General features: G+C 33.8%; 18 protein-coding genes. 2 read left to right on the top strand and 16 right to left on the bottom strand.

The features are described 5' to 3' along the window. Positions 1-165: 165 nt before the first annotated feature. The 9 genes from LPB88_RS21045 to LPB88_RS21005 form a co-directional block, all read right to left on the bottom strand. Complete coding sequence (locus LPB88_RS21045; RefSeq protein WP_230717629.1) at positions 166-1551, bottom strand: TlpA disulfide reductase family protein; 1386 nt, start codon at positions 1549-1551, stop codon at positions 166-168. A gap of 26 nt (positions 1552-1577) precedes the next feature. After that, the gene (locus tag LPB88_RS21040; RefSeq protein WP_230717628.1) at positions 1578-3053 is read right to left on the bottom strand and encodes a retropepsin-like aspartic protease; all 1476 of its coding nucleotides are present in this window, start codon (positions 3051-3053) and stop codon (positions 1578-1580) included. 6 nt (positions 3054-3059) lie between these two features. Further along, entirely contained in the window at positions 3060-3932 is an 873-nt protein-coding gene (locus LPB88_RS21035) for a thioredoxin fold domain-containing protein (RefSeq protein WP_230717627.1), read from the bottom strand. Between the two features lie 71 nt (positions 3933-4003). Continuing rightward, positions 4004-5497, bottom strand: coding sequence for a PKD-like family lipoprotein (locus tag LPB88_RS21030; protein WP_230717626.1), 1494 nt, complete (start codon positions 5495-5497; stop codon positions 4004-4006). A gap of 35 nt (positions 5498-5532) precedes the next feature. After that, positions 5533-6306 carry a DUF4843 domain-containing protein gene (locus LPB88_RS21025; protein ID WP_230717625.1) on the bottom strand — a complete coding sequence of 258 codons (774 nt, stop codon included), beginning with the start codon at positions 6304-6306 and terminating at the stop codon, positions 5533-5535. A gap of 15 nt (positions 6307-6321) precedes the next feature. Beyond that, positions 6322-7767: a RagB/SusD family nutrient uptake outer membrane protein gene (locus LPB88_RS21020; protein ID WP_230717624.1), complete on the bottom strand. Its 1446-nt coding sequence runs from the start codon at positions 7765-7767 to the stop codon at positions 6322-6324. A gap of 5 nt (positions 7768-7772) precedes the next feature. Next, positions 7773-11099 carry a SusC/RagA family TonB-linked outer membrane protein gene (locus LPB88_RS21015; RefSeq protein ID WP_230717623.1) on the bottom strand — a complete coding sequence of 1109 codons (3327 nt, stop codon included), beginning with the start codon at positions 11097-11099 and terminating at the stop codon, positions 7773-7775. Between the two features lie 172 nt (positions 11100-11271). Further along, entirely contained in the window at positions 11272-12420 is a 1149-nt protein-coding gene (locus tag LPB88_RS21010) for a FecR family protein (protein ID WP_230717622.1), read from the bottom strand. Between the two features lie 181 nt (positions 12421-12601). Beyond that, positions 12602-13198, bottom strand: a complete 597-nt coding sequence (locus LPB88_RS21005; RefSeq protein WP_230717621.1) for an RNA polymerase sigma factor — start codon at positions 13196-13198, stop codon at positions 12602-12604. Positions 13199-13921: 723 nt separating this feature from the next. Between LPB88_RS21005 and LPB88_RS21000 the strand changes: the two genes are divergently transcribed. Beyond that, on the top strand, positions 13922-14905 hold the full coding sequence (locus tag LPB88_RS21000) for a beta-ketoacyl-ACP synthase III (RefSeq protein ID WP_230717620.1): 984 nt from the start codon (positions 13922-13924) through the stop codon (positions 14903-14905). 189 nt (positions 14906-15094) lie between these two features. Continuing rightward, positions 15095-15793 (top strand): hypothetical protein, encoded by a 699-nt coding sequence (locus LPB88_RS20995; RefSeq protein ID WP_230717619.1) that lies wholly within the window; start codon positions 15095-15097, stop codon positions 15791-15793. Between the two features lie 69 nt (positions 15794-15862). On the opposite strand, the gene LPB88_RS20990 is transcribed toward LPB88_RS20995, so the two are convergent. The 7 genes from LPB88_RS20990 to LPB88_RS20960 all read right to left on the bottom strand — a co-directional run bounded on the left by LPB88_RS20990 (position 15863) and on the right by LPB88_RS20960 (position 23035). Further along, positions 15863-16708, bottom strand: a complete 846-nt coding sequence (locus tag LPB88_RS20990) for a DUF4249 domain-containing protein (protein ID WP_230717618.1) — start codon at positions 16706-16708, stop codon at positions 15863-15865. Positions 16709-16713: 5 nt separating this feature from the next. After that, positions 16714-19326, bottom strand: coding sequence for a TonB-dependent receptor domain-containing protein (locus tag LPB88_RS20985; RefSeq protein ID WP_230717617.1), 2613 nt, complete (start codon positions 19324-19326; stop codon positions 16714-16716). Positions 19327-19426: 100 nt separating this feature from the next. Further along, entirely contained in the window at positions 19427-20269 is an 843-nt protein-coding gene (locus LPB88_RS20980) for a FecR family protein (protein WP_230717616.1), read from the bottom strand. Positions 20270-20281: 12 nt separating this feature from the next. Next, a complete protein-coding gene (locus tag LPB88_RS20975) occupies positions 20282-20491 on the bottom strand; it encodes a hypothetical protein (protein WP_089351141.1) in 210 nt (69 codons plus the stop codon). Positions 20492-20537: 46 nt separating this feature from the next. Further along, entirely contained in the window at positions 20538-21059 is a 522-nt protein-coding gene (locus LPB88_RS20970) for an RNA polymerase sigma factor (protein WP_230717615.1), read from the bottom strand. Between the two features lie 296 nt (positions 21060-21355). Beyond that, on the bottom strand, positions 21356-22177 hold the full coding sequence (locus LPB88_RS20965; RefSeq protein WP_230717614.1) for an alpha/beta fold hydrolase: 822 nt from the start codon (positions 22175-22177) through the stop codon (positions 21356-21358). A 93-nt stretch (positions 22178-22270) separates the two neighbouring features. Further along, positions 22271-23035 carry a carboxylesterase gene (locus LPB88_RS20960; RefSeq protein ID WP_230717613.1) on the bottom strand — a complete coding sequence of 255 codons (765 nt, stop codon included), beginning with the start codon at positions 23033-23035 and terminating at the stop codon, positions 22271-22273. Positions 23036-23057 lie beyond the last annotated feature (22 nt).

The following is a 23057-nucleotide window of genomic DNA, read 5'->3' as shown; positions in this document are numbered from 1 at the left end:
TTTAAACACATAGAAACATAGTTTATCGATACACGTAAAAGGCGTTTCACTTATATGAACACATATAGCCCTATGTGATAAAATCTTGATTTTTTAAAAACATCTTAAACTTTTAATTTAAATCTATGTCACTATGTGTTTAAATAGTTACCACAAATAGGTTACTTATACTTTTAATAATTTATCTAATTGCTCTCTCAATTCAGGATTTGATGGGCGCAATGCATCTGAGTTGATGATATTTCCTTTGGGATCAAATAATAAAAATCTCGGAATGGCATTGACGTCATAATTCTTGGCTACATCTGATTCGAAATCTTTATCTGCCATGATTTGGATGCCTTTTAATTGTTCTTTTTTAACGAAGTCTTTCCATTTTTGATTGTCTTTTAATTTGTCTAAAGAAAGGCTTACAAATACAATATTTTTTCCGTGATAGTCTTCTTCGATTTTTTTCATGTGTGGAATTTCTGCTTTACAAGGCCCGCACCAGGTTGCCCATAAATCGATGTACACGTATTTTCCTTTAAAATCTGAGAATGAAACCGGTTTTCCTTCAATGTCATTATAAGTGAATTCTAATCCTTTTTGACCTACATTTTTATGAAGCACTTTTTCATATTCTAAGATAAATGTTTTGCTGTTTTCTGAGATTAGATAAGGTTTAAGAAGCGGCGCTATTTTTTCGTATTCTTCGATTTTCATGCGCGATGTTGCAATTGCGTCACGCACATAAGCGTCTTTTAAACCCGGATCTGTAATGTGTGTGATGGTTTCTGCATAGTCTATACGTTTTGGAGTTTCGGCTCCATTTACATAAATATAAAAGAAATAATTTGACATTAATGAAACGCCGTTTGCCAATTTAAGCAAATCAGGATCTGTAAATTTTTTGTCGGTTTGCCATGTTTTTATCACTGCCGGAGTATCTTTTTTGTCCGGAAATGCAGTTCTTGGCATTCTAAAAAACGTATAGGTTAATTCTTCAACATCTGTAGCAACTGCCAGTTTTAATAATTTATTAAATGTTGCGTCTTTGGTTTTAATGGTTTTGCTAAAGGCATCTGCCTTTGCTAATCCTCCGTCAAGCCAAGGATAAAAATCTACGTAGGTTACATTGCCTCCAAGTCTTGCAAAAACAGCAAATTCATTGTAGATTTCATTTGCTTTTTGAACCAAAGCATTCTGACCTACATTTTTACCGCTTAAAACATAATTGTCTTTATTGATATCTAGATTTAAGTCTGTTTTTGGTTCTAAATACAAGCGAATTAATTGATTTCTGCCTTTAAATTGCCCGTAATCAACATAATAAAATCCCGCAGTTGTAATTGGAAGCATAAACCCAAATTCGCCTGAAGCGTTTACTTTTGCGGTTGCTGCAATTGCCGCCTGCCCTTCTACAACATTTAGAATATTAACTTCTTTGATTTTATTTTCGATAATCGAAAGTTTTCCTGTAATCATTGCGTATTCAGAATTGCCTGAAGCAAAACCAAATTGCCCGATAAAAATGGCAATTAGAAGGAGATAGATAGTGTATTTTTTCATGATGTCTTTTGTTTTTTGATTGCTGTTTAAAGTGATATTCTAAGGGACTGTTCGTTTTGTTCTATGATAAAATCTTTGGTTTCTTTAGAGGTTTTTAGTTTTTTAATATTTTCAGGGTTGCGTAAATCTGTACTTTCAAAATCGTTAATCTGAGTTATTTTGGCACCCGGTTTTATACTTTTTAATTCTTCGTTTTCAGAATTTATTATTCTTTTTATGATTAAGTTATTCTGTTCATCAAAATCCAAATCAAGTCCTGATAAATAAAAAGAAGATGTTTTCTTAAAGCTTTTATTAGGTTCCAGATACATGGTTTTGTGCAATAAATCGATCGTAAAATTGAATCGTTTTATTAAATCAATTCCCAATGAACCATCGGCGGAAGCCCAACTTTTATTGTCTTCCTGATATTCCTGCAACGCAATTGTTACGTCTGGAAAATTGTTTCCGTTGATAGAAATATTCGGAATTGTTCCGCCAATAATTTGGGTTTGTTTCCCCAGACTATGATTTGTTGATACGTATTCGGTTTTCAAACTTTTTTGCAAATCGTTTTTATGGTTGAAAGGTCCGTAAGCAATCAAATCGTAACCGGCTCCGGTATCAAAAGTAAAATTGCCTTCTACTGTTTTTTTATCTTCAAAAGTCAAACTCAATTTTACAACCGGCAGACCTGTTTTATAATCAAAAACAAATGGTTTTGCTTTGCCATCATAAACATAACTTCCAAAATTATAAAGGTCAATTGTATGGGTATCGAAGTTGACTTTTGTGATATAATTGCGAAGTAAATTTGCTCCAAACAATCCGTCATAAACACTGCTTTTTGGAAAAATAACCAATCCTTGATTTGGTATTGTCTGATTGCCAATGTAAATCGTATTGTTTGCTGAATATTGTACTTGCTGACTTCCGCCAACTACTGATGTTGATTTATTACTTGTAACCACAACTCCAGCTTTGTAAGCGCTGTCAGGATTTAAAGCCATTCCGTCTGCTCCGGTATCAAAAAGCATTAAAAATTCGCGATCAGATTTATTCAGTTTTATTTTTATGGCGATTGCATTTTCTATCATTTCAAACGGAATACTCGCCACTTTTTGAACGGCTGCATTTCGGTCGACTCTGTACAATTTGTCAAAAAATGCCACATATAGAATTTTGTTTTCTTTGTTAAAAACGATTTCTGATGCTTTTTTTTCTTTTCCCTTAAAGCAAAAATCTACCGCAACTCTGGTTTCATTTTTAACCACAGTAGATTTCCCCACCTGTAAAGAATCCAACGCCGGAAAAGCATTAAAAATCCCGTTTAAATAGAATTCATTTGAAGACGAATCGCCAACACCAACAGTAAATTCAGGCGCCAAAAGGTTTTTTAAACTGTTGTAATCTTTGTTTTGAAATGATTTTCCAAAGGCTTTTATAACTTGTGGAATGGTACTTTTTTGCGCATTTGCACACAAACCAGTAAACGATATCCATAGCATCAATATCTTTTTCATTTTGGGTTATTTTTGTAATGTATACGGGTTGTCCGATGTCTTTGCTGTACCAAAATCTTTCAGTAAAATACCCTCGTATCTCGTCCATTCATCTGATGTATAATATTCTTTTGAGCTTTCTAATACTTTTTTGAATCCCACTAAATCATTGCTTTTTTCAAACTCTTTTTTCTTACGCTGCAAAATGTAAAATAGCTGACCGTTTACGCTTGATCTCCCGTAATCTTTGAAAAGTGTTTTTATATTTTTGAAGAAAAAATCATCGTATTCTCTTCCAATTCTAAGTCCGGAGATGATTACAAAAGGAACTTCTTCTAATAAAGATGGCTGCGCTTTTAAGTATGCATCAACAACTTCAAAAGTAACATTTCTTTTGCCTGCCATATAAGCTTGTTGGTAAAACTCGGGATAATCTTTCTCCTTAATTTCCGGGCTGTATTTTTTGAAATTTCCTTTTTTAGCCGCTTCTTTCGCGTTTTGAAGTAATGTAGTAAATTGATCTACAGATTGAAATCCTGCCGCTATATCAATAATTTTTCCATCAGAATTTACAAATAAGAAGGTTGGAAAACCCGTTACGCCATATTTCATACATAACTTTTTGCCAATTTCTTCTTTCATAATATCAGATTTGAATGTCACAAAATCTGCGCTTAGCAAAGCTGTAACTTTAGGATCCGGAAATACTTCTTTGTCCATTTGTGCACAAGGCATGCAACCCGTAAAATAAAGGTCTACAAAAATTAATTTCTTTTCGGCAACGGCTTGTTTTTTAGTCTTTTCCCAACTTTCATCCGTAGCTTGCGTTTGTGCGTTTAAGGCAACAGAAGTCCCGGCAAGCAGCAAAAATGCGCTTGCAATTTTAAAAATGAGTTTCATAAATGTGTGTGGTTTTTAAACCGAATGAATGTTTAAAATTCATTCGGCTTTTTAGTATTTAAGGTTATTAATTATCTTGAACGATAGGCAACATCAACAATTTTGCACAAACCGTTATAGGTTTGATCCAAAACTAAGGCGCCGTTTACAGGAGGAACTGTAAATAATTCCATCTTTCCAACTGTTCCGTTATAACTGCCTACAATTAAACTTTTAGAAAAAGTTTTTGATCTGTTGTTAAAATCTATAAAAGTAATTTCTTCAGATCCTTTGTCTAACATTAGCTTAGCCGTTTGGGTTCCGTTATCGTATTCATACAATTTTCCGCCAACAGCATAAAACAAATATCCGGAATCGGGACTTACAGCAAATTTTGTTGCTTTGTCAAAATCTGGTGCATTTAGAATTTCTTTGTAATAAACTTGCACCAATTCTCTGTTGAATCGAAGCAAATGATATTTACCGGTTGTAAGGTTTTTTAACACCGCAAAATTTTCTCCCTGATTAAAAGCTGTTGATGCCATAAAAACCAAATCGCAATTGGTATTATTCCAATCCAGCACACTCGATGAACCAACCACCGGAGGCATTATAGAACAACTTCCTTTAGTAGTGCTATAACGTAAAAAACGTCTTGCGTCTTTATCATAAAAAACTGGAGTTCCTAATGATCCCTGGTTTTCTGCAATAAATGGTGCTGCATAAAAAGTTTTAGTTTCTGTATCTACTTTGTTTTGAGGAAGACCGTATTTTATCTGATAAATTCTAAAATAAAAATAGATATCACCATTACTGTAAAGAAAATTTTCGCCTGGTGTGGCAGATTTCATAAAATCTACCCCAAAATTGTTAGGAAGCGCACCTCCAACTGTTTCGTAGGCAATATTTTGAGACGGCACCCATGAAAATGAATCCTGATCTAGTCTGGCTGTTCCGCTTTCTGAAGCTGTTACATAAATTCCGTACATCAGCGGTGTAACAAATGGCTGATTAAAACAATCTACACTAACCGCTTTTCCGGCTAACTTTAAGGCTGATCCTGACGCATCCAGAACATCTGTAATAATACGTGGAGTCGCTACATTTGGAATAATCGATACCATGTCTAAACGTGCTTTTCCGTCGACATCACCAATGACCATCCAGCCTTCATAAATAGACGAAACTACGTTTAATTCAAAAGCTGGCTGCTGCCATTTTACTCCTGTTACTTTATCTTTAATAAAATAATAAACAGCATATTTTGCAGGCGGTAACTTTAATATACCATCAAAGTTTTTTGTTGTTGCAATAAGCGTTCTGGATTCTGATGCAAGTTTTGCAGGATTTACGGCAACCCATTCGTATGCATAACGAACCGGATCGCTGCCATCGTCTATTGTTGGGCTTAAATTGGGTTCAATCTTAAAATGTTCTCCTGTATAAGTGGTGTAGGTTTGTGCTATTCCGGTTACTTTTATTTCGTTTATGGCATTATAGTTATAAGTACCTTCATCGTTGGCGCAGCTCCAGCTCAAAAGCAGCAGCAGTAACAGCGTACATAATATTTTTATATTTTTTGACATCGTTGTATGTGTTTTATATTAAAAATGAATGATTATCAAGGAATAAACATTTCAGTTCCGTCCTCTTCATAAATTGTATTACCCTGCGCTTTTTGATCGAGAAGATAGCGTTTCATAAAATTTTGATAATACTGTACATCTGGAAGTGATAATCCGGTCGATCCCAGTTTCTGATTGAACATCGACGGTTCTAAATGCATTAAATCACACATTAAAAAGAACTTTTTGGCTGTAAAAACGCCCAAAAATGGAGCGAACCATCCCGGAGGCATTGTCAGTTTATCATCAAAAGTCAATTTGAAACTAATAAAACTCATCTTTTTTTGAGTCAAAACATTTATCACTTTGCTTTTCATTTTTGTAGTAAAGGCTTCGTTTTCTTCTAAGTTTAAAACCAAAAGCATGCTTTTGTCTTTCATGTCCGGAGTTCTGCGAATCTTTACTGCAATAGTATCGACTTCATGTCCGGCATGCATAACAATATTTTCAGGAAGCGTAAAATGCGTTCCTTCAATAGCTGTACTTGCGGGATCAATGGTTACTTTTACTTTTCGGTCTGTATCGCTTAGTTTTCCTTGTACTCTTATCGGAATTTTATATGTTTTTTCGATGATTGACGGATTCTCTAAACCAAAACTTAATCCTACACTATCGGTTAATATATTTACTGCACTTACGGGAATTGGGAATACTGAAGGCGAAAAATAGATATTATCGGTATCTTTATAGGTTTCTATTTCTTCCTGACTGCATGACGTAAATCCTAAAATGGATAAAAGAATACTACTTAAAATCAATATTTTTTTCATCTTTACTTTTTTAAATTATTGAAAATTAATCTCAGAATCCGGTAACGGCACAACATATTGAAGTGGTCCCATCGAAATATTTCCTGATGCGGCTGAACCGTTAGGAATTGTTGCCGAATTGATTCTTTTATAATAAAAAAACAATTGCCCTTCGCCTATAAATTCTTTTCTGTATTCTTTTGTAACTTCTGTTGTTAATACTGCATTTGTTCCCAGATTTACTAAACCTCTGTTGAAACGCAATGTATTCAAAAAAGCAATTCCATCAGCAGGAACCGTTGCTGTTTCTGCCGCTATTAAATACATCTCTGAAAGTTTAAACATCGGAATCTGTAAACGGAACAATTTGGTTTTATTAGCTACATCCTCATATTTAAAAAAGGTTTTCATTGTTTTTCCTCCCACAATTGGAATTTTCCAACTTGGCAAACTTCTGTAATCATTATCATTAGATTCAAAAACGGCCGTTAATCGGTTCAATAATGGAGCGTATATTCTGCTATCCTCCAAACTCGAATCAAACAGGTCTTTTTGTTTGGTGTATAAAGTATAATCACTTAGGGAAAAGAAATTTTCTGAAGAAAAAGTTCTATCAGGATTAGACGCATTTGTAGCTTCTAAAAATGGTGTCCACGGAAAAAATGGGGTTGTTTTTGCAAAAGTAATCAGTTCATTTGCTACTGCTGATGCTCCAACTTTATCACCTGAATACAAGAGAACACGAGCTTTTAAACATTTTACAGCTAAATAATTCATTCTTTGCCCACGGTTTGAAGCATAATACGGGTTACCATCAAAGGTTTTTGCGGTATCGTATCTTCCAACTATAAGTATAGGGTCATTTGCTAATAAACCTAAAGCAGTATCTAAATCTGCAAGGATTTTTGCAATAACATCTTTTGCCGGTAAGATTGGATTATTTGTCGTTACAAATACATCATAATACGGTATTGCAGGATCTGAGGACGCAACTTTATAAATTGGTCCAAACAGGCGCAGCATATCAAAATGAAGCATAGCACGTATCGCAATAGCTTCTCCTTTTAACAGATTTGCTTTTTCTGCCGGGATTGCTCCTGTATGTTCGTCTATACTTTCTAAGAATTTATTGGTCGATAAAATTGTCGTGTACGCTTTTTCCCAAATACCTGACATGGTTGCTTTTGGCGTTTTTTCGGCGTAAGCATAAGTAGCCATTCTATTTTGACTATGGGAGGAAGAAATGTTGTATTGCTGTCCTAAAATTTCTACAGCATCCATCGTCAATTGTCTGCCATACAAGTCCTCTGACGCTAATTGAAGGTACAATCCGTTGTGTACATTTTGAACTCCTGCCTCTGAACTATAGGTTTGGTCTTCTAAAATTTTGTCTTGTGGCACTACATCCAAAAAATCACTACAACCAATGGCTGTAAGGGATACAAGAATGGTAAATGCAATTTTATATAAGTACTTTTTCATAAGGATTAAAATGATAAGTTTAAACTAAGTGAATAGATTCTTGAAAAAGGATAATCGATACCACGTTCTGCTTTTATAGTAGAAATTCTAAAAAATTCATTGGCCAATGCATTAAATCCTAATGCGGTTAGTCCTGCTCTTTTTAACCATACTCTATCGGTTACTCTGTATCCAAAACGAACAGATTCTCCTGAAATATAATCGTCTTTCTGGATAAACCTTGATGAAATTGGTGTCGCATTTGTTAAACCAATAGCTTTAAATTGTGCCATTTGTCCTGGTGTTGTCCAACGATCTGTAAAGGCTCTGGCGTCTTGATTATCAAAAATATTATCTTTAGAAATGTTCTCAACTTTATCGTATAATGCTGAGTTAAATCGGTCTGCACCAAAGCTGTAACGCACGAATAATCCAAAACTAAAACCTTGATAAGTTAGGTTTGTCGAAATAACTCCTGTAGCGGTTTCTCTTGAATTTCCCATTACTACTTCATCTTTTTTATCTAAAATAAAAGTAGTTTGTCCGTTTTTCTTCAGGAAAATTTCTTTACCTGTTGCCGGGTCAATTCCTAAAGAAGGTACTGCCCAAAGATCGTTACTGCTTGCTCCATCATAGTATCTGGTTAAGCTGCTTGTTTTTTGCGCTGCATCATTCAAAGAAGTTAACGCATTATTGAAACCTCCCAATTTATTATCTCCGGAGGCCGACATTAAACCTACTCCCCAAACAAAATTGTTTCTCAGGTCGTAAATAAAGTTGTAGTTTATTTTAATCTCTAATCCCTCAGTGGTCAAATAACCCAAATTTAAAGGGTAAGCATTTACTCCTGTAGAAGCTGCTAGATCTATGGCTACAATTTGAGGCGAAGTTCTGCGACGATAAGCGCCAAATGTTGCTGTTAATCTGTTTCTGAACATTCCTAAATCTAATCCTAAAGATAAATCCTTTGTTTTTTGAGCTTCCAGATTAGGATTTGCTATTTGAGAAATCCCTAATCCTGCACCAAAAACGTTGGTATTAGCATTATAAGCATATACATCATAAGAAGCAAAACCTACTAAATTCTGGTTTCCGGTCTGACCAAGATTCGCACGTAATTTTAAAATGTTAACAATCTCTTCTTTCATTTTAAATTCATTATTCAAATTCCAGCCAATACCTACACCCCAATAAGGTGAATATTTTTTGTTGGTTCCGAAATTTGTCGCACCTGAAATCGTTTGTGTAAAATCAAATAGAAATCTGCGGTCGTAAGCGTAGTTGATTTGGTTGGTTAAATCAACGCTTCGAATTAATTCTGTGAAAACTTTCGGTTTTTCGTTTGGTTCATATCCAAAAGCAAATGAAGGATTTCCCGCTACTCCAATTGGAAATCCTCTTAAAGCTGATAAATAAGAGTTGTTTTTGGTTTCCTGAGCCGTTGCTCTAATAGTATAATTGAAAGAGTGCACATTATTGAAAACATTAGAATATGTTCCTCCAAGGTTTGCATTCCATTTATTAGTTATGGCTTCATTTCTCGTATAAGTTCCTTTTTCTGTAGCAATCTTAGTGATAAAACTGGTGTCATCCGGAGATACAAATACAGTTCCTATACCACTATTTCTGGAAACAGATATTGCGCCGGTCGTTTTAATATGTGCGTTTACATCATAATTTATAGCAAAGTTATTGGTGAAATTAAAGTCATTTCCTTTATCATAACTTGGCAAAAACACATTGTAAAGCGGATTGGGTGCGTGATTAACAATTGTAGGTTCGTTTGACGGAATTGGCAAAGATGTTCCGTCAAGATAACGTGTTATCACACCGTTTTCATTCATCTTTGGATAATATGGACTGGCTTTTGCCCAAATTTCAAAAGAACCGTATGGGGATTCCTGATTGTTTCCGCCCGAAACAAAGAAGTTATTATTAATGCTTAGTTTATTTTTTCTATAGTTTAAGGTTGTATTGTATCCCCAGGTATTGTGCTCAGAACCTTTCATTGTTCCGGTTAGCGTTTTGTAGTTTCCTGCGATATTAAATCTAAATTCTTCAGATCCTCCTCCAAAAGACAAACTGTGTCCGGAAGTTATTCCCATTTGAATCGGTTCATTTAACCAATAGGTGTTTACTCCGCGACGTACAGCGGCTAAACGTTTATTATACTCCTGATCCCACTGGTATTGTACCGCTGCACTTGTACCGGCAGAAGTTTGGAAAGCTCCTGAAAGTCTTTCGAATTCTAATTTCTGGTCGGCATTCATTAAATGATAAACCCCTAAATCTGCCAATTCATAAGAAGAATTATAGACATACGAAAACTGTAATCTTCCTGGTATTGGTTTGTTGGTTTCTATAACCACAACTCCGTTTGCAGAACGAGACCCGTATAAGGCCGTCGAAGCTGCATCTTTCAATAATGTTATGCTCGCAATTCTATTAATATCCAAATCAACTACTTGTTGTAAAGTCGTAGGAAATCCATCTAAAATAAACAACGGCTGATTAGGGTCGTCTCTAAACTGACTGTCAACCTGATTCGCTGTTAAACTAGTTTGCCCTCTAACCTCAATTGTTGGCAAAATATTCGGGTTTGACCCAACTAAATTGTTGTTTAAAACGATAAATGACGGATCTAAAGATTTTAAAGCCTGAACTACGTTTTGGGTCGAAACTTGTCTTAATTCTTCACCTCTGTATATGGTTACTGCTCCAGTAATAAGTTCTTTTTTACGAACTGTAACCCCCGTATTTACTACAACTCCGTCTAACTGCCTTGTTTCTTCCGTAAGGGTTATGTTGATTACTTTTTTATTATTTACAGCAATAATTTCTGATCTGTGCCCAATATAACTGAACAGTAAAATCCCGTCGTTTGGGGCTATAATCGTATATTTTCCGTCAAAATCAGTTTGTGCGGTTGCGTTTGTTCCTTTGACTTTTACGTTAACTCCCGGCAGGGGTTCTTTTTTGGCATTGGTTACCGTACCGGTAATTTCAATAGGTTTTGCCTGTTGCAAAACGTATACTTTCTCTACTCGATTTTCTTTTACTAAAATCGTATTGCCATTGGTAAAGCTAAAATCAAAATCTTTTTTGGGAAAACTGGCTTCAAGTAATTCGTTTACTCTGATTTTTCCTTTCTTTAAATGTACTTTGGGTAATTTTTTAAATAAATCTTCCTGATAAATAAAGGTGTAGTTTGTTTGTTGTTTGATAATATCAAAAACTTCGTCTACAGTCACCGTTTTATCAGCGGGAATCACAACTTTTAAGTTTTGAGAAAACATATTTCCTGGTGTAAAACCAAAAATTGCGGTGCAAAACAAGAAAATGAAAGTTCTCATAATGTTAATAATTAGCCTTTTTCTAAAATAGAAAAAGACTCCGGTTAATTTAAATTTCATAAATTTACATGTTAATTGGTTGGTTGGTTGTTAAAATCGATTAATTGATTAATCTCAAAAAAGGGATGAAGCGCGGTACCGTCGGAAGTCTAAACTTCAATCCCTTTTCTTTTTATTTTATTATCACTTTGTGTTTTTTTATCTCATAGGCATTAATAAAATTAATATTCTTTATAGTGGTTAATATGTCTTCCAGTTTTTGATCCTTATTCAATACTCCGTTAAATTTTACATTTCCTAAAGCAGGATCAGCAAACTCGATATCAACGTCATACCAGCGTGATAAGACTTTTGCAATATCTTTTAACGGCATTCCTTTAAATACAAAAAGCCCTTTTCGCCACGATGTTTCGTTGTAAACATCTACGGTTTCAATTTTTATATTATCATCGGTTCGACTTATTTTCGATTGCTGGCTTGGCACTAAAAATTGTTTGTTTTGTGCATTGCTAATAGCCACTTTTCCTTCTACTAAAGTGGTATAAATATTCGTTTCATCTTTATATGCTTTAATGTTAAACTGAGTTCCTATAACCTCTACATTTTGCATTTGTGTTTTTACTTTGAATTTTGCGCCTTTGTGTTTCGTACTTGGCGAAACTTCAAAATAAGCTTCTCCGTAAACCAATTCTACTTGTCTCGTTTCTCCATCAACAAATTCTACCGGATATTTTAATTGTGATTCTGAGTTCAGCCAAACTTTTGTGCTATCTGCCAATTGTACAAAAAACTGTCCTCCTCTTGGAATCGTTAAATAGTTACTGGCAATTGTGCTTTTATTATTCTTAGAATTATAAATTAATTTCTCTCCGTTACTGCTAACACTTCCTGAATTGTAGGCTTTTCCTTTTTCTAAAGCGATTACAGATCCGTCTTCAAGAGTTAAAGTTGCCTTATCACTGCCAATCATAATCTTTTTGTTGATTACAACTGAATTATTTTGTTTATCAAATGCATTTGTATTGAATAATATCGAAATTGAAACAAACAATAGTACAACTGCCGCCGCAGCGATTCTGAAAATATTTTTGGAGTAGAATGGTTTATGAATCGGTATTACTTTTACTTCTTCTGAAGCTAAAGCATTTTGGATCCTATTTCTCATTTTACTTTCCAATTCTTCTTTTGATCCCAAAGCCAAATCCCACTCTGAACTTGTTTGAAAGCTTTCGTAATAATTCAGCAATAATTTATTCTCCTCTGCATTGGTTTCACCAGAAAGATATTTATTTAGTAACACCAAAAATTCTTCTCTTTTCATTTTCTTTTAATATATTAATCGGGGAGTAATACTAGTAAGTGTACAAAATGACTTGTACCCCCTAGTCGAAATGGATTTTTTTTTGAAATATTTTATATTTTTTATGAAAAGCATCTAAAAAATAGGAAAAGTTTTATTTTGTAAAATCAAATAATGGCCTATAGTTTAGAATAATACATTTCTATTTGAAGAGGTATTTTGAAAGCCATAAAACCATTGCCACACTCGCAGTGCTTCCCATAGAAAATCGGATGACATGAAGTGCTTTTGTAATGTGGTTTTCGACGGTTTTTTTAGAAATACTTAACCGTTCGGCAATTTCTTTATGCGATAATTGCTCCTCTCTGCTGAGTTTGTAAACCTGTTGGCATTTCTCAGGAAGGGTTTCAATTATGGCGTTTATTTGTTGCACCAGCTCTTCGTGCATCAATAAAGTTTCGGGAGTTGCGTGCTGAAAACGTTTATCAATATCCTCAAAAAGCTCTACATGAATTTTGTCTTTATTTTTCCTAAACTGATTAAAAACCTGATATCTGGCGCAGGCATACATATAGCCTTTTAAAGAAATGTTTATTTCAAGTTTTTCGCGATTGTGCCATATATTCATGAAAATATCCTGAATAATATCTTCACACAATTCTTTATCTTTCAATACATTATAAGAAGAAACAAATAAAGATTGCCAAAATTTGTTGTACAATTCTGTCAAAGCCGACTCATCACCGCCACGTAAGCGATTTATTAAGATAATATCGTGATTTAAGTCCGAATTTGACAATGTATTCTGTTTTTGAGTAATGTATTCTGAGCAAACATAATAAAATTATTCAATAAATATAATTAGACGTTAAACAAGAAATTAGGTTCTGTTTCTTTATCTCATTCTTAAACTCGACTAAAATTGTAGAAATAACAATACTTTTCAATTTAAGTGTTCCCAAAATTTAAAATCGTTAATACTCCATTACTTTAAAAATATTTTCTTTAATGCTATACGATTAATACCACAAAAATAAAAACAGTCACTTTATTTTTAAATTCTCATTTGATGTAGGCAATTTCTTTAAACCAAAATATTGAGATTTAAATTTTATAAAATTCCAAATTTATATGGATGTAACAGAGCTAAAATGGTGTACAAAACATAATTCAGTTTGATTTTTTGCATGTTTAACAATATTTTAATACTGTAAAACCCTTGTACAGACAAATAAATTTAGGTTTACTTCGAGTTCATTTCTATCTTTGCACCAAAAATTACCTAGGTTCAAATTTATGAGTCAGACAATTTTTTGTTCGCGGTAAAATAGGCTTGATTGCTATCGTGAAATGATTCCCCCACTGTCCTGACTTTAAAAAAACAATATTAAAAATGACTTTGATTAAAGAAAAAACAGAACTTCATTTTACTCCGCAGGTTCTTTAGCTGACTTTAAGAAAATAAGCCAGGTAAAAGGGAACCAAAATAAGAAAAACACACAATAGAGAAACATTAAAATAAATGAATACAATTAACGCTTCCATTATTGCTATTGGAGGATATGTACCGGAAACGGTATTAAGCAATACTGATTTAGAAAAAATGGTTGATACCTCAGATGAGTGGATTACTTCACGCACGGGTATAAAAGAAAGAAGAATACTTGATGATCCTACATTGGCTACTTCAGATATGGCAGCTTTTGCAGTTAAAGATTTAATGAAAAACTACGCAATAGATCCTCTGGATGTTGATTGTGTTATTCTAGCAACCTCTACGCCAGACCGTATTTTAACTCCGGCAGCTAGCTTAGTATGCGAAAAAGCAGGCTTGAAAAACGCTTGGGGATTTGACCTTAATTCTGCTTGCAGCGGTTTTTTATACGCTCTTTCAGTTGGCGCAAGTTTCATTGAAAGCGGCAGATACAAAAATGTAATCGTAATTGGTGCAGATAAAATGAGTTCTATCGTTAATTATGAAGATAGAAACAGTTGTATTTTATTTGGTGACGGTGCCGGTGCGGTACTTTTACGACCAAATACAGAAGGACGAGGCATACAACAAAACATTTTTAGAACTGACGGAACAGGAGCTGAATATCTTACGGTACGTGCCGGTGGTTCTCTACTTTCGACATCTGAAGAAACGATTCATAACAAACAGCATTTTGTACAGCAAGAAGGAAGAACTGTTTTTAAACAAGCTGTTAAAAACATGAGCGGAACTTCTAAGGAATTAATGGAAAAAGCTTCTCTGACTCCGGAAATGGTGGACTGGGTAATACCACATCAGGCTAACCTGAGAATTATTCAGGCGGTAAGTGAAGATATCGGAATTGGTATCGACAAGTTTAAGATAAACATTCAGCGATACGGAAATACTACGGCAGCAACGATTCCTTTATGTTTATGGGATTTTAAAAACGACTTCAAAAAAGGAGATAATATTATAGTAACCGCTTTTGGTGCAGGGTTCTCTTGGGGAAGTATGCATATAAAATGGTAATTTAGAAGAAAGCTTATTGTTTAAATTTTACTTTTATAGCTTAGAAAAACACTCAGTTCAAATTTGTACTGAGTGTTTTTTTTTAATCAAAAATAACTTTACATTTGAAATAATCAAGTACTTCAAAAATAAAAAATCACTTCTAAGTAATAAATTTTATAATAACAAAACCAGTTCTGCTATTACAATATGATACAACTCAAAAAAATTGAAAGCCTAAGTTCAATTAAAAACACAACCAATAGAATACAACTAAAGTACCGTGGTTGGGAAGAACGAAGTGCCGGGCAAATGATTGTTTATCATGCTGTTTTAATTGATGACTTTGACAGAACGCAAGAGCTTTTTGGAGAAAAGATAATTCAATGTTTTATTGATGAAAAAATCGAAATTGAACATCCAACTAAAAGTTTTGGTTTCATTTGCACTCTCGGTTCTTTTTTAATAAACACTTCTACTTATTACAAAACAAATTTAGATACTTATTACAGAGATGATAAAACTATGATTTTGGATTCTTTAGTTGGCAGCTTTTTTTATCCTGATTTTCATTTGATGATTAATAAAAGAAGTTTAGTGGTTACGGATTTGGCAACTTTAGAAAAGAAAAGAATAAAGTTTGATGAACACGTTGACATTGAATGGGCGTATTTTATTAATCCGACTCAAATTCAAATTATTCAGGCATTTTCTAATCTTAGTTTTGTTTATGATTTGAAAGAAGAAAAAATTATAAATCAGAGAAGTATTGTCGACAAGAATCTTTACCCTAACATTTTCAGATGGATTTACAGAGGCCAGCAATACAATTCGAATAAAATAGAAATAGAGTTACTTCAAAGAAATGAAGACCAACAATTTATAAGTACTTATTTTGAAATAATGTAACTCAAAAAAAACATCTGACATAAATACTTATATGCCAGATGCAATTACAAATCAACGTCCAATAATTTTTTATTTTACCAAATAAGATACTTTATCGGCTTCGCAAAGTCTGAAATAACCGAAAGCAAAATTATTTGGGTCAGTTGTATTTACAATATTTCCTCTAATATTTCCCGGAGGAATTGAGAAAGGACTTCCTCCGTATATTTCTAAAATTAATTTCATATAATTATAGAAATTTTTAGAAATACCACGATGTGTAATGTCAATAGTTTTTCCAGGTACTATTTTGTCGTCATCATTTGTGAATCGGTTGTTTATTTCATTTCCATTATATAATTCATCATCTGTAAGTATATATTCCGGATACAATAGGAAATCACTTTTAAAATCAGCCAGATAATAATTCGTTTGATCAGCAGGATCTTTAAAATAATATACGATCTCAATTGTCTCATCTCCAACTCCATCTTTATGAATTTCTTGTTCTACTCTGTCAATTGGTGCTACAGATGTCAGTTTTTCAACTGCTTTAAAGCTTTGTCCTTCAGCAGTTACAGACAGTGTATATTCCATATTTAGAACAGGAACAAAATTATTACAGACATAAGAACCCGGTTCTGTTTCATTAAAAGTAAAAATATCTCCATTGCTATTTTCAACTTTTACTTGTGCTCCTGAAACTTTTGGTGTGGTGTTATTATAATACGGTGCCGTTTTACTGACTTTTATAACTTGTACATTTCCGGTTGTTCCTTTTTGCCAAATAATTTCGGCATCGACAACTAATTTTGTTGGTCCATTTTCTAGATCTAGTTTTACAACATCTTCACAAGATGCAAAAAACAAGACCGAAAGAAGGCTTAAAAAAAACAGTGCTTTACTTTTAAAAGTATACTTATTAATACTTTGCATATTCATTAAAATTTAAAATTATAAGAAATACCAGGAACTACACCAAAAATAGACAGTCTTCTGGTTTCGTTATCTCCTGTATCATCGTTTGTTGCAAACGTAATCGAAGCGGCATTTTTTCTGTTGTAAACATTATAAAGACTAAATACCCAATAGCTTTGCCATCCTTTCTTTTTGTCTGGTTTTGGCGTATATGTTGCTGCTAAATCTAAGTGATGAAATAGCGGAAGTCTGTTTTCGTTTCTCAAAGAAAAATTAGGAATATTAATGCCACCAAATTCATAATAACCATTTGCATACGTTACTGGCTGACCTGATTGCAAAGTAAAATTAGCATTAAAGGACCATTTAGGATTGTATTCATAACTTCCTACAATACTCAAATTGTGCAGTTTATCGTATCCTGACAAATACCAATCACCATTTGCAATTCCCGGTTCTTCCGGCGTTCTTCCCGGCGTTTTTTGTTCGGCTCTTGATAAAGTGTATGAAACCCATCCTGTAAAACGTCCGGTATTCTTTCTTAGCGATAATTCCATACCGTAAGATCTCGCTTTACCATTCAGGATTACCTGCTCTACGTTATTATTGGCCAATATATCTGCTCCGTCGATATAATCGATACGGTTTTGGATTTTCTTATAAAATAATTCTCCTTCAAAAGAATATTCTTTGTCTTTGAAATTCTTAAAATATCCTACCGCATACTGATCCAGAATCTGTGGTTTTGTAAAAGGTCCGCTTGGTGTCCAGATTGTCATTGGCAAAGGTGACTGCGTGTTAGACAACATATGAATGTATTGCGCCATTCTGTTGTAACTTGCTTTTACAGAAGTATTGTCGTCAAAAGCGTAAGACAATGCCGCACGTGGCTCCAGATTATCAAATTTACTGATCGTTTCTCCGCTTTTATAAGATATTGTTCCCGTTGGAGTTCCTTCTTCATAAATTTTGTATAAAGGATTATAAACAACCGCTTGCCCATTTTGATACGTGCTTATTTCCTCACCTCCTAAACGATAAAACATACTGTATCGAAGTCCATATCTTAAATTCAGTTTTTCTGTAATCTGATGTTCGAAGTCCAGATAAATAGACGATTCAAAGGCATATTTTTTATCCAGCTGTTTGTAATTAAACTGAGAATCAGATCTCGTTGGTTGTACCGTTCCGGGATTGAAATTGTAATATTGACCGTCGATTCCGTAATTTAGTTTTAACTTATCTGATACAGTATGATTCCATGCATACTTAAGTCCGGAAGTCTGGATGTTATTGTTCCATTTAAAAAATTCTGTAGGCAAGCCAAGATTAAATCTATAATCGCTATAGAAAACGGATAAATTGGTATTTAAATTATCCGAAAATTTATGTTTCCAGCTCAAGGTTCCCATAGTATTTCCAAATGTGCTGGTAAAACGATTATCAATATCAAAAACATCATTCCCAAAATATCCCGAAAAAGCAATGGAGTTATTCGCTCCTAAACGGTAATTAGCTTTAGCATTAAGATCATAGAACAGGGCCGAATTATTATTATCAGCCAGTTTCAAGAATAAATGAGCATAAGAAGCACGTCCGGCAACGATAAATGAACCTTTTCCTTTCTCGATTGGTCCCTGAACTAATAATCGGCTCGATATTAACCCAATACCTCCGTTTACTTTATAATCTTCAAAATCACCTGTTTGCTGTGTTACATCAAGAACAGACGAAACGCGTCCGCCAAATTTAGACGGAATCCCTCCTTTGTATAATTCTATTCCACTTATCATATCTGCGTTAAAAATAGAGAAGAATCCAAACATGTGAGAATCACCATATACGGGAGCGCCATCCAAAAGAATCAAATTCTGATCGGCCGCACCACCACGTACATTAAACCCTGACGAAGCTTCTCCTGCATTTGTAACTCCGGGCAATGTCAATAACGATTTTAAAGGATCCGGCTCGCCCATAGCAGCTGGAATTCTTTTGATCTCTGCCATTGAAAGTTTGCTAACACTCATTTGAGTATTCTTTACATCAACGGCTTTGTTTGTGGTTATAATTACCTGCTCCAGTTCCTGACTGTCTGCGTCCATAGTAAAATTTATCCTTGCATCGTCAGAAACGGTAATTTGTGTTTCTTTATTCTTTAAGCCAATATAACTAATCGCAACGGTATAAGTGCCTTTATCCAGATCTACAGAAAACATTCCGTTTCTGTCTGTTGTAATGCCTGTTTCGGTTTCTTTAATAAAAACATTGGCTCCAATAATAGGCTCATTGTTATCGTCAAAAACCTGTCCGGTCAGTTTATTTTTTTTTTTAGGTGCCTTGGCTGTTTTTTGTTTTACAAAAATATTACTCCCAACAATTGAAAACTGAACCGACCCGCTCTTATTTAACTCATGAATAAGTTCCTTTATGTCAATATTCTTATATGTTTTTTTATGGGTAAAATACTTCTGATTGGTATTAATTTGGTCTGTAAAAGCAAACTTGAAATCGGTTTGATTTTCAATTTGTTTAAAGAATTCTTTTAATGTTACCGTTTTATCAACAGTTACGGTTACGTTTTGAGAAAACACGCCTAAACTGAGTAAAAAAAAGCACGCTGAAATTATATGCTTCATGAAATTTTGTATTTTTGAATATTATTAAATAGGATAGCTTCATACTATCCTGACCATGAGGAGGATGTTTAGTTTCGCGGCTAGTGCATCCTTTTCTTTTCTATTGAAAAGTAATTACTTTTAATTCTTCATTTATTTCAAAGTTTAGGTTATACATTTCGGATATTAATTGGATAATTATTTTTAAATCTTCTTTTTTATTGATTCGAACCGTAATTCGCTGGTTGATATATTCCTGCGGAAATGTCATTTTATAACCATAGTTCGTTTTAATATAATCACTAAGAACTGTTAGTTTTTCATTTTCAAAATCAGTAAATCTCTCGAATTCTGTTACCGCAGCAGTATTGTTTGCATAGGTAAAAGTTTCACCCGGAACAAGTATCCATTTTTTGTCCTGATTTTTTACACTCATTTCAACGCTTCCTTCAAAAAGTGATACACTCACTCCGTTTTCTGTATTTCCTTTTACAGTAAAAGAAGTTCCTAAAACGGTTGTTGTGGTTTCTTTACAAAAAACCTGGAAAGGATGTTTTTTATCTTTTTGAACTTTAAAATATCCTTCTCCATCAATTTCAATCTTTCTGTTAGTTGTAAAATTATTGGCGTATGTAAGTTTAGAATTCGGACTTAATTCAACCTTAGAACTATCCGGCAGGAAAACTGTTTTTATTTTTGAAGTTGTATTTTCAATTACAGTTGAAGCAACCATAATATTTTGCTCTATAGGACCTTTGGTAAAATAAATCCCGGTTCCGATAAGGGTAAAAATTAAAACTGCCGCCGCCGCTGCATAACGCCAAACTTTAAATTTAGGCTTCTTTGGAGAAAAGGCTTTCGATTGAAATTCTTCCCACGAAGCTTCTTTTTCACTATCCGAATGCGAAATGGGAACTTCATCCCAGATCTTTTTTAATTCGTCTTCTATTTTTTTATCATTCATATCTTTGGAGCGTTAAAGTTTCTGACAATAAAATCCTTGCTTATTAAAAACACCATACACCATTTCTTTAATTTCTCTGTTGGTTTCGATTCTTAGAACATGATTAGAATCTTCTAAATCAAAATTCATGATACAATCAGAAATAACAAATTGAAGCAGGGCTACAATAAACCTTGCATCTTCCTTGGTTGTAATATCCGTTTTATAAGCCTCAATATTCATTTTATGATTCTGTTTTTATATATAACAAACGAGATCACAAAAGTTCCTAATGGTTTTCGATTTTTTTTCGAATAAATTTACTGGCGAGGTAAATATGATTGGCAATTGTCTTTTCAGAAAGATCTGTCATTGCTGCAATCTCCTTATAGCTAAGGTTTTCCAGTTTATGTAGTGTATAAATTTTTTGTTGCTGTTCCGGAAGCAGATTTATGAAATTATATAGTTTTTCTTGTCTTTCCTCAAAAACTTCAGTTTCGGTATCCTCCTCCTCCATTACAACATGTAAAGGATCAAGTTGTACTATTTTATTTTCTCTATTAAGATGATTAATGATAATGTTCTTGCAGATGACGAACAATTGTTTATCTAATAAAACATCTTCATTGAGTAGTTCTCTTTTATTATATAATCTTAGAAAAGTTTCCTGAACAAAGTCCTGCGGAGTCAGAACTGTAAAATTAAATCGTTTGGCAATATTTACCAGTTTATCATAATAGTTTAAATAAGCTTCCTTGAAAGAAGCTTCATTACCTTTTTTTAAACTTAATATAAACTTTCTATTGTCCATAACGTAAATATGATAATTAGTCTAAACTCCATGTCTTTTATAATATTGCATTATAAAATGGATCGCCTTAAGACTTCCTTAATCATTTTCTTAATAAATCTTAAGGTACAAAGAACAGAAATTAATTTTATTCTAAAATTATTTAACAGAAAATTATACTTTAAAAAATTGTATCCTCAAAATCAGAAATGGTTTTGGCACTATTCTAAAAAACAAAAAACCTCTTTTTTACGAAAGAGGTTTCTTTTACTATAAAATTAAACAGCACTGATTTTCTGTTAATTAAAATCAAATTTTTAAGATTTAATAAATGCTAAAATATCTGCGTTAACAGTTGGTGCATGAGTTGTTGGCATTCCGTGAGGCAGACCCGGATAAGTAATCAGTTTTCCGTTTTTTACAAGCGCTGCTGCTCTTAAAGCGGTAGTTTTGTACGGAACGATTTGATCGTCTTCTCCATGTAAGACAAGCACAGGCACGTCGACACTTTTTAAATCTTCGGTAAAATCAGTTTCCGAGAATGCTTTTATACAATCAACATGAGCTTTAATACCGCCCATCATTCCCTGACGCCACCAATTGTCCTGAATTCCTTTCTTTATATCGGCCCCTTCTCTATTATATCCGTAAAACGGAAAAGTAATATCGTGATAGAATTGTTGTCTGTTATTAGCTGTGTTAAAACGAATATCATCAAAAACTGCCAATGGAACTCCTTCCGGATTATTAGCATCTACAATCATATAAGGCGTCACAGCACTTATAAGAATCACTTTTGATACCTTGTTTTTTCCGTATTTTGCAGCATATCTAATAGCTTCTCCGCCTCCGGTTGAATGCCCGATATGTATAGCATCTTTTAAACCTAAAAACGTTGTTAGTTCGTCTACATCAGCTGCGTAAGTATCCATTTCATTCCCTGTATAGGTCTGTGTAGACCTTCCGTGTCCGCGTCTGTCATGTGCTATTACTCTATATCCTTTTTCTAAGAAAAAAATGATTTGTGCATCCCAATCGTCTGCAGACAATGGCCAACCGTGATGAAAGAAAATTGGTTGCCCTGTTCCCAAATCTTTGTAATAAATTTCTGTTCCGTCTTTTACTGTAATCTTGCTCATTTTGATTTCTTTTAATAGGTTTATTAATGATTAAAAATTGAACTTGTTCTTATACTTTATATTCTAAATTTCTAAAGTCGTTTGGCAAAAAGCTTATAGTTCCTCATACCAATCTAAAATATAATCTGCTACCACTTCCCAACCTTTTTCTCCACAGATGAAGTGACTTTTTCCCTGAAAAATCTTCAAGTCGGCACGGCTATTTTCATCTGTATATTTATGTGCTAATGTTGTTGTGAGAGCCGGTGGAAATATATTATCGCTTCCGCCGCCAATAAATAAAATTGGTTCATGCGGTTTTTTAAAATCAATGTTAGAAAAAGAATTCAGGACTAATTCTCTGCTTACTTTAAAACTTTCGGGTACTGCAATACTATCAAAAGCTTTGGCTCTTTCTCCTTCGGGTAATGTATTGAAAAAACATCTATTATACCATTCCCTACTCCCCATAAAATAGTCTTTGCCAGAAAAGAAACCAAACGCAGGAATCACGGCTTTTAAAGTTGCAAATGGCGGAAACACATTCTTTGGCGGTGCACCGTCTATACTTACCGCTGCCGCAACTTTATCTAGTTCTAACAATTTCATTGCTGCCATTCCTGCCATAGAATGCCCTATAACTAATGGTTTTTCGGGCAAACTTTTAATTAGTTCCTGGATATTATTAACCACATCTATAAAACCTGTTTTAGTAAGTGCAGGATGGACTTGATTTCTTAAATCTGCAGGAACTCCTTCGTGACCCGGATTGGCTGGTGTGTAAACCGTATAACCTTTTTGTTCGTAGTGAGTTTTCCATTTCTCCCAGGTTAGATTATTTACAAAATTTCCGTGAATAAGAATTATTGATTTTGTCATAAGATTGAATATTTAATGAGTA

This window comes from Flavobacterium sp. JAS (genome assembly GCF_020991455.1).
Lineage (GTDB): Bacteria > Bacteroidota > Bacteroidia > Flavobacteriales > Flavobacteriaceae > Flavobacterium.
The sequence above is the reverse complement of the archived record's forward strand: the minus strand, read 5'-3'. Positions and strand labels throughout refer to the sequence as shown.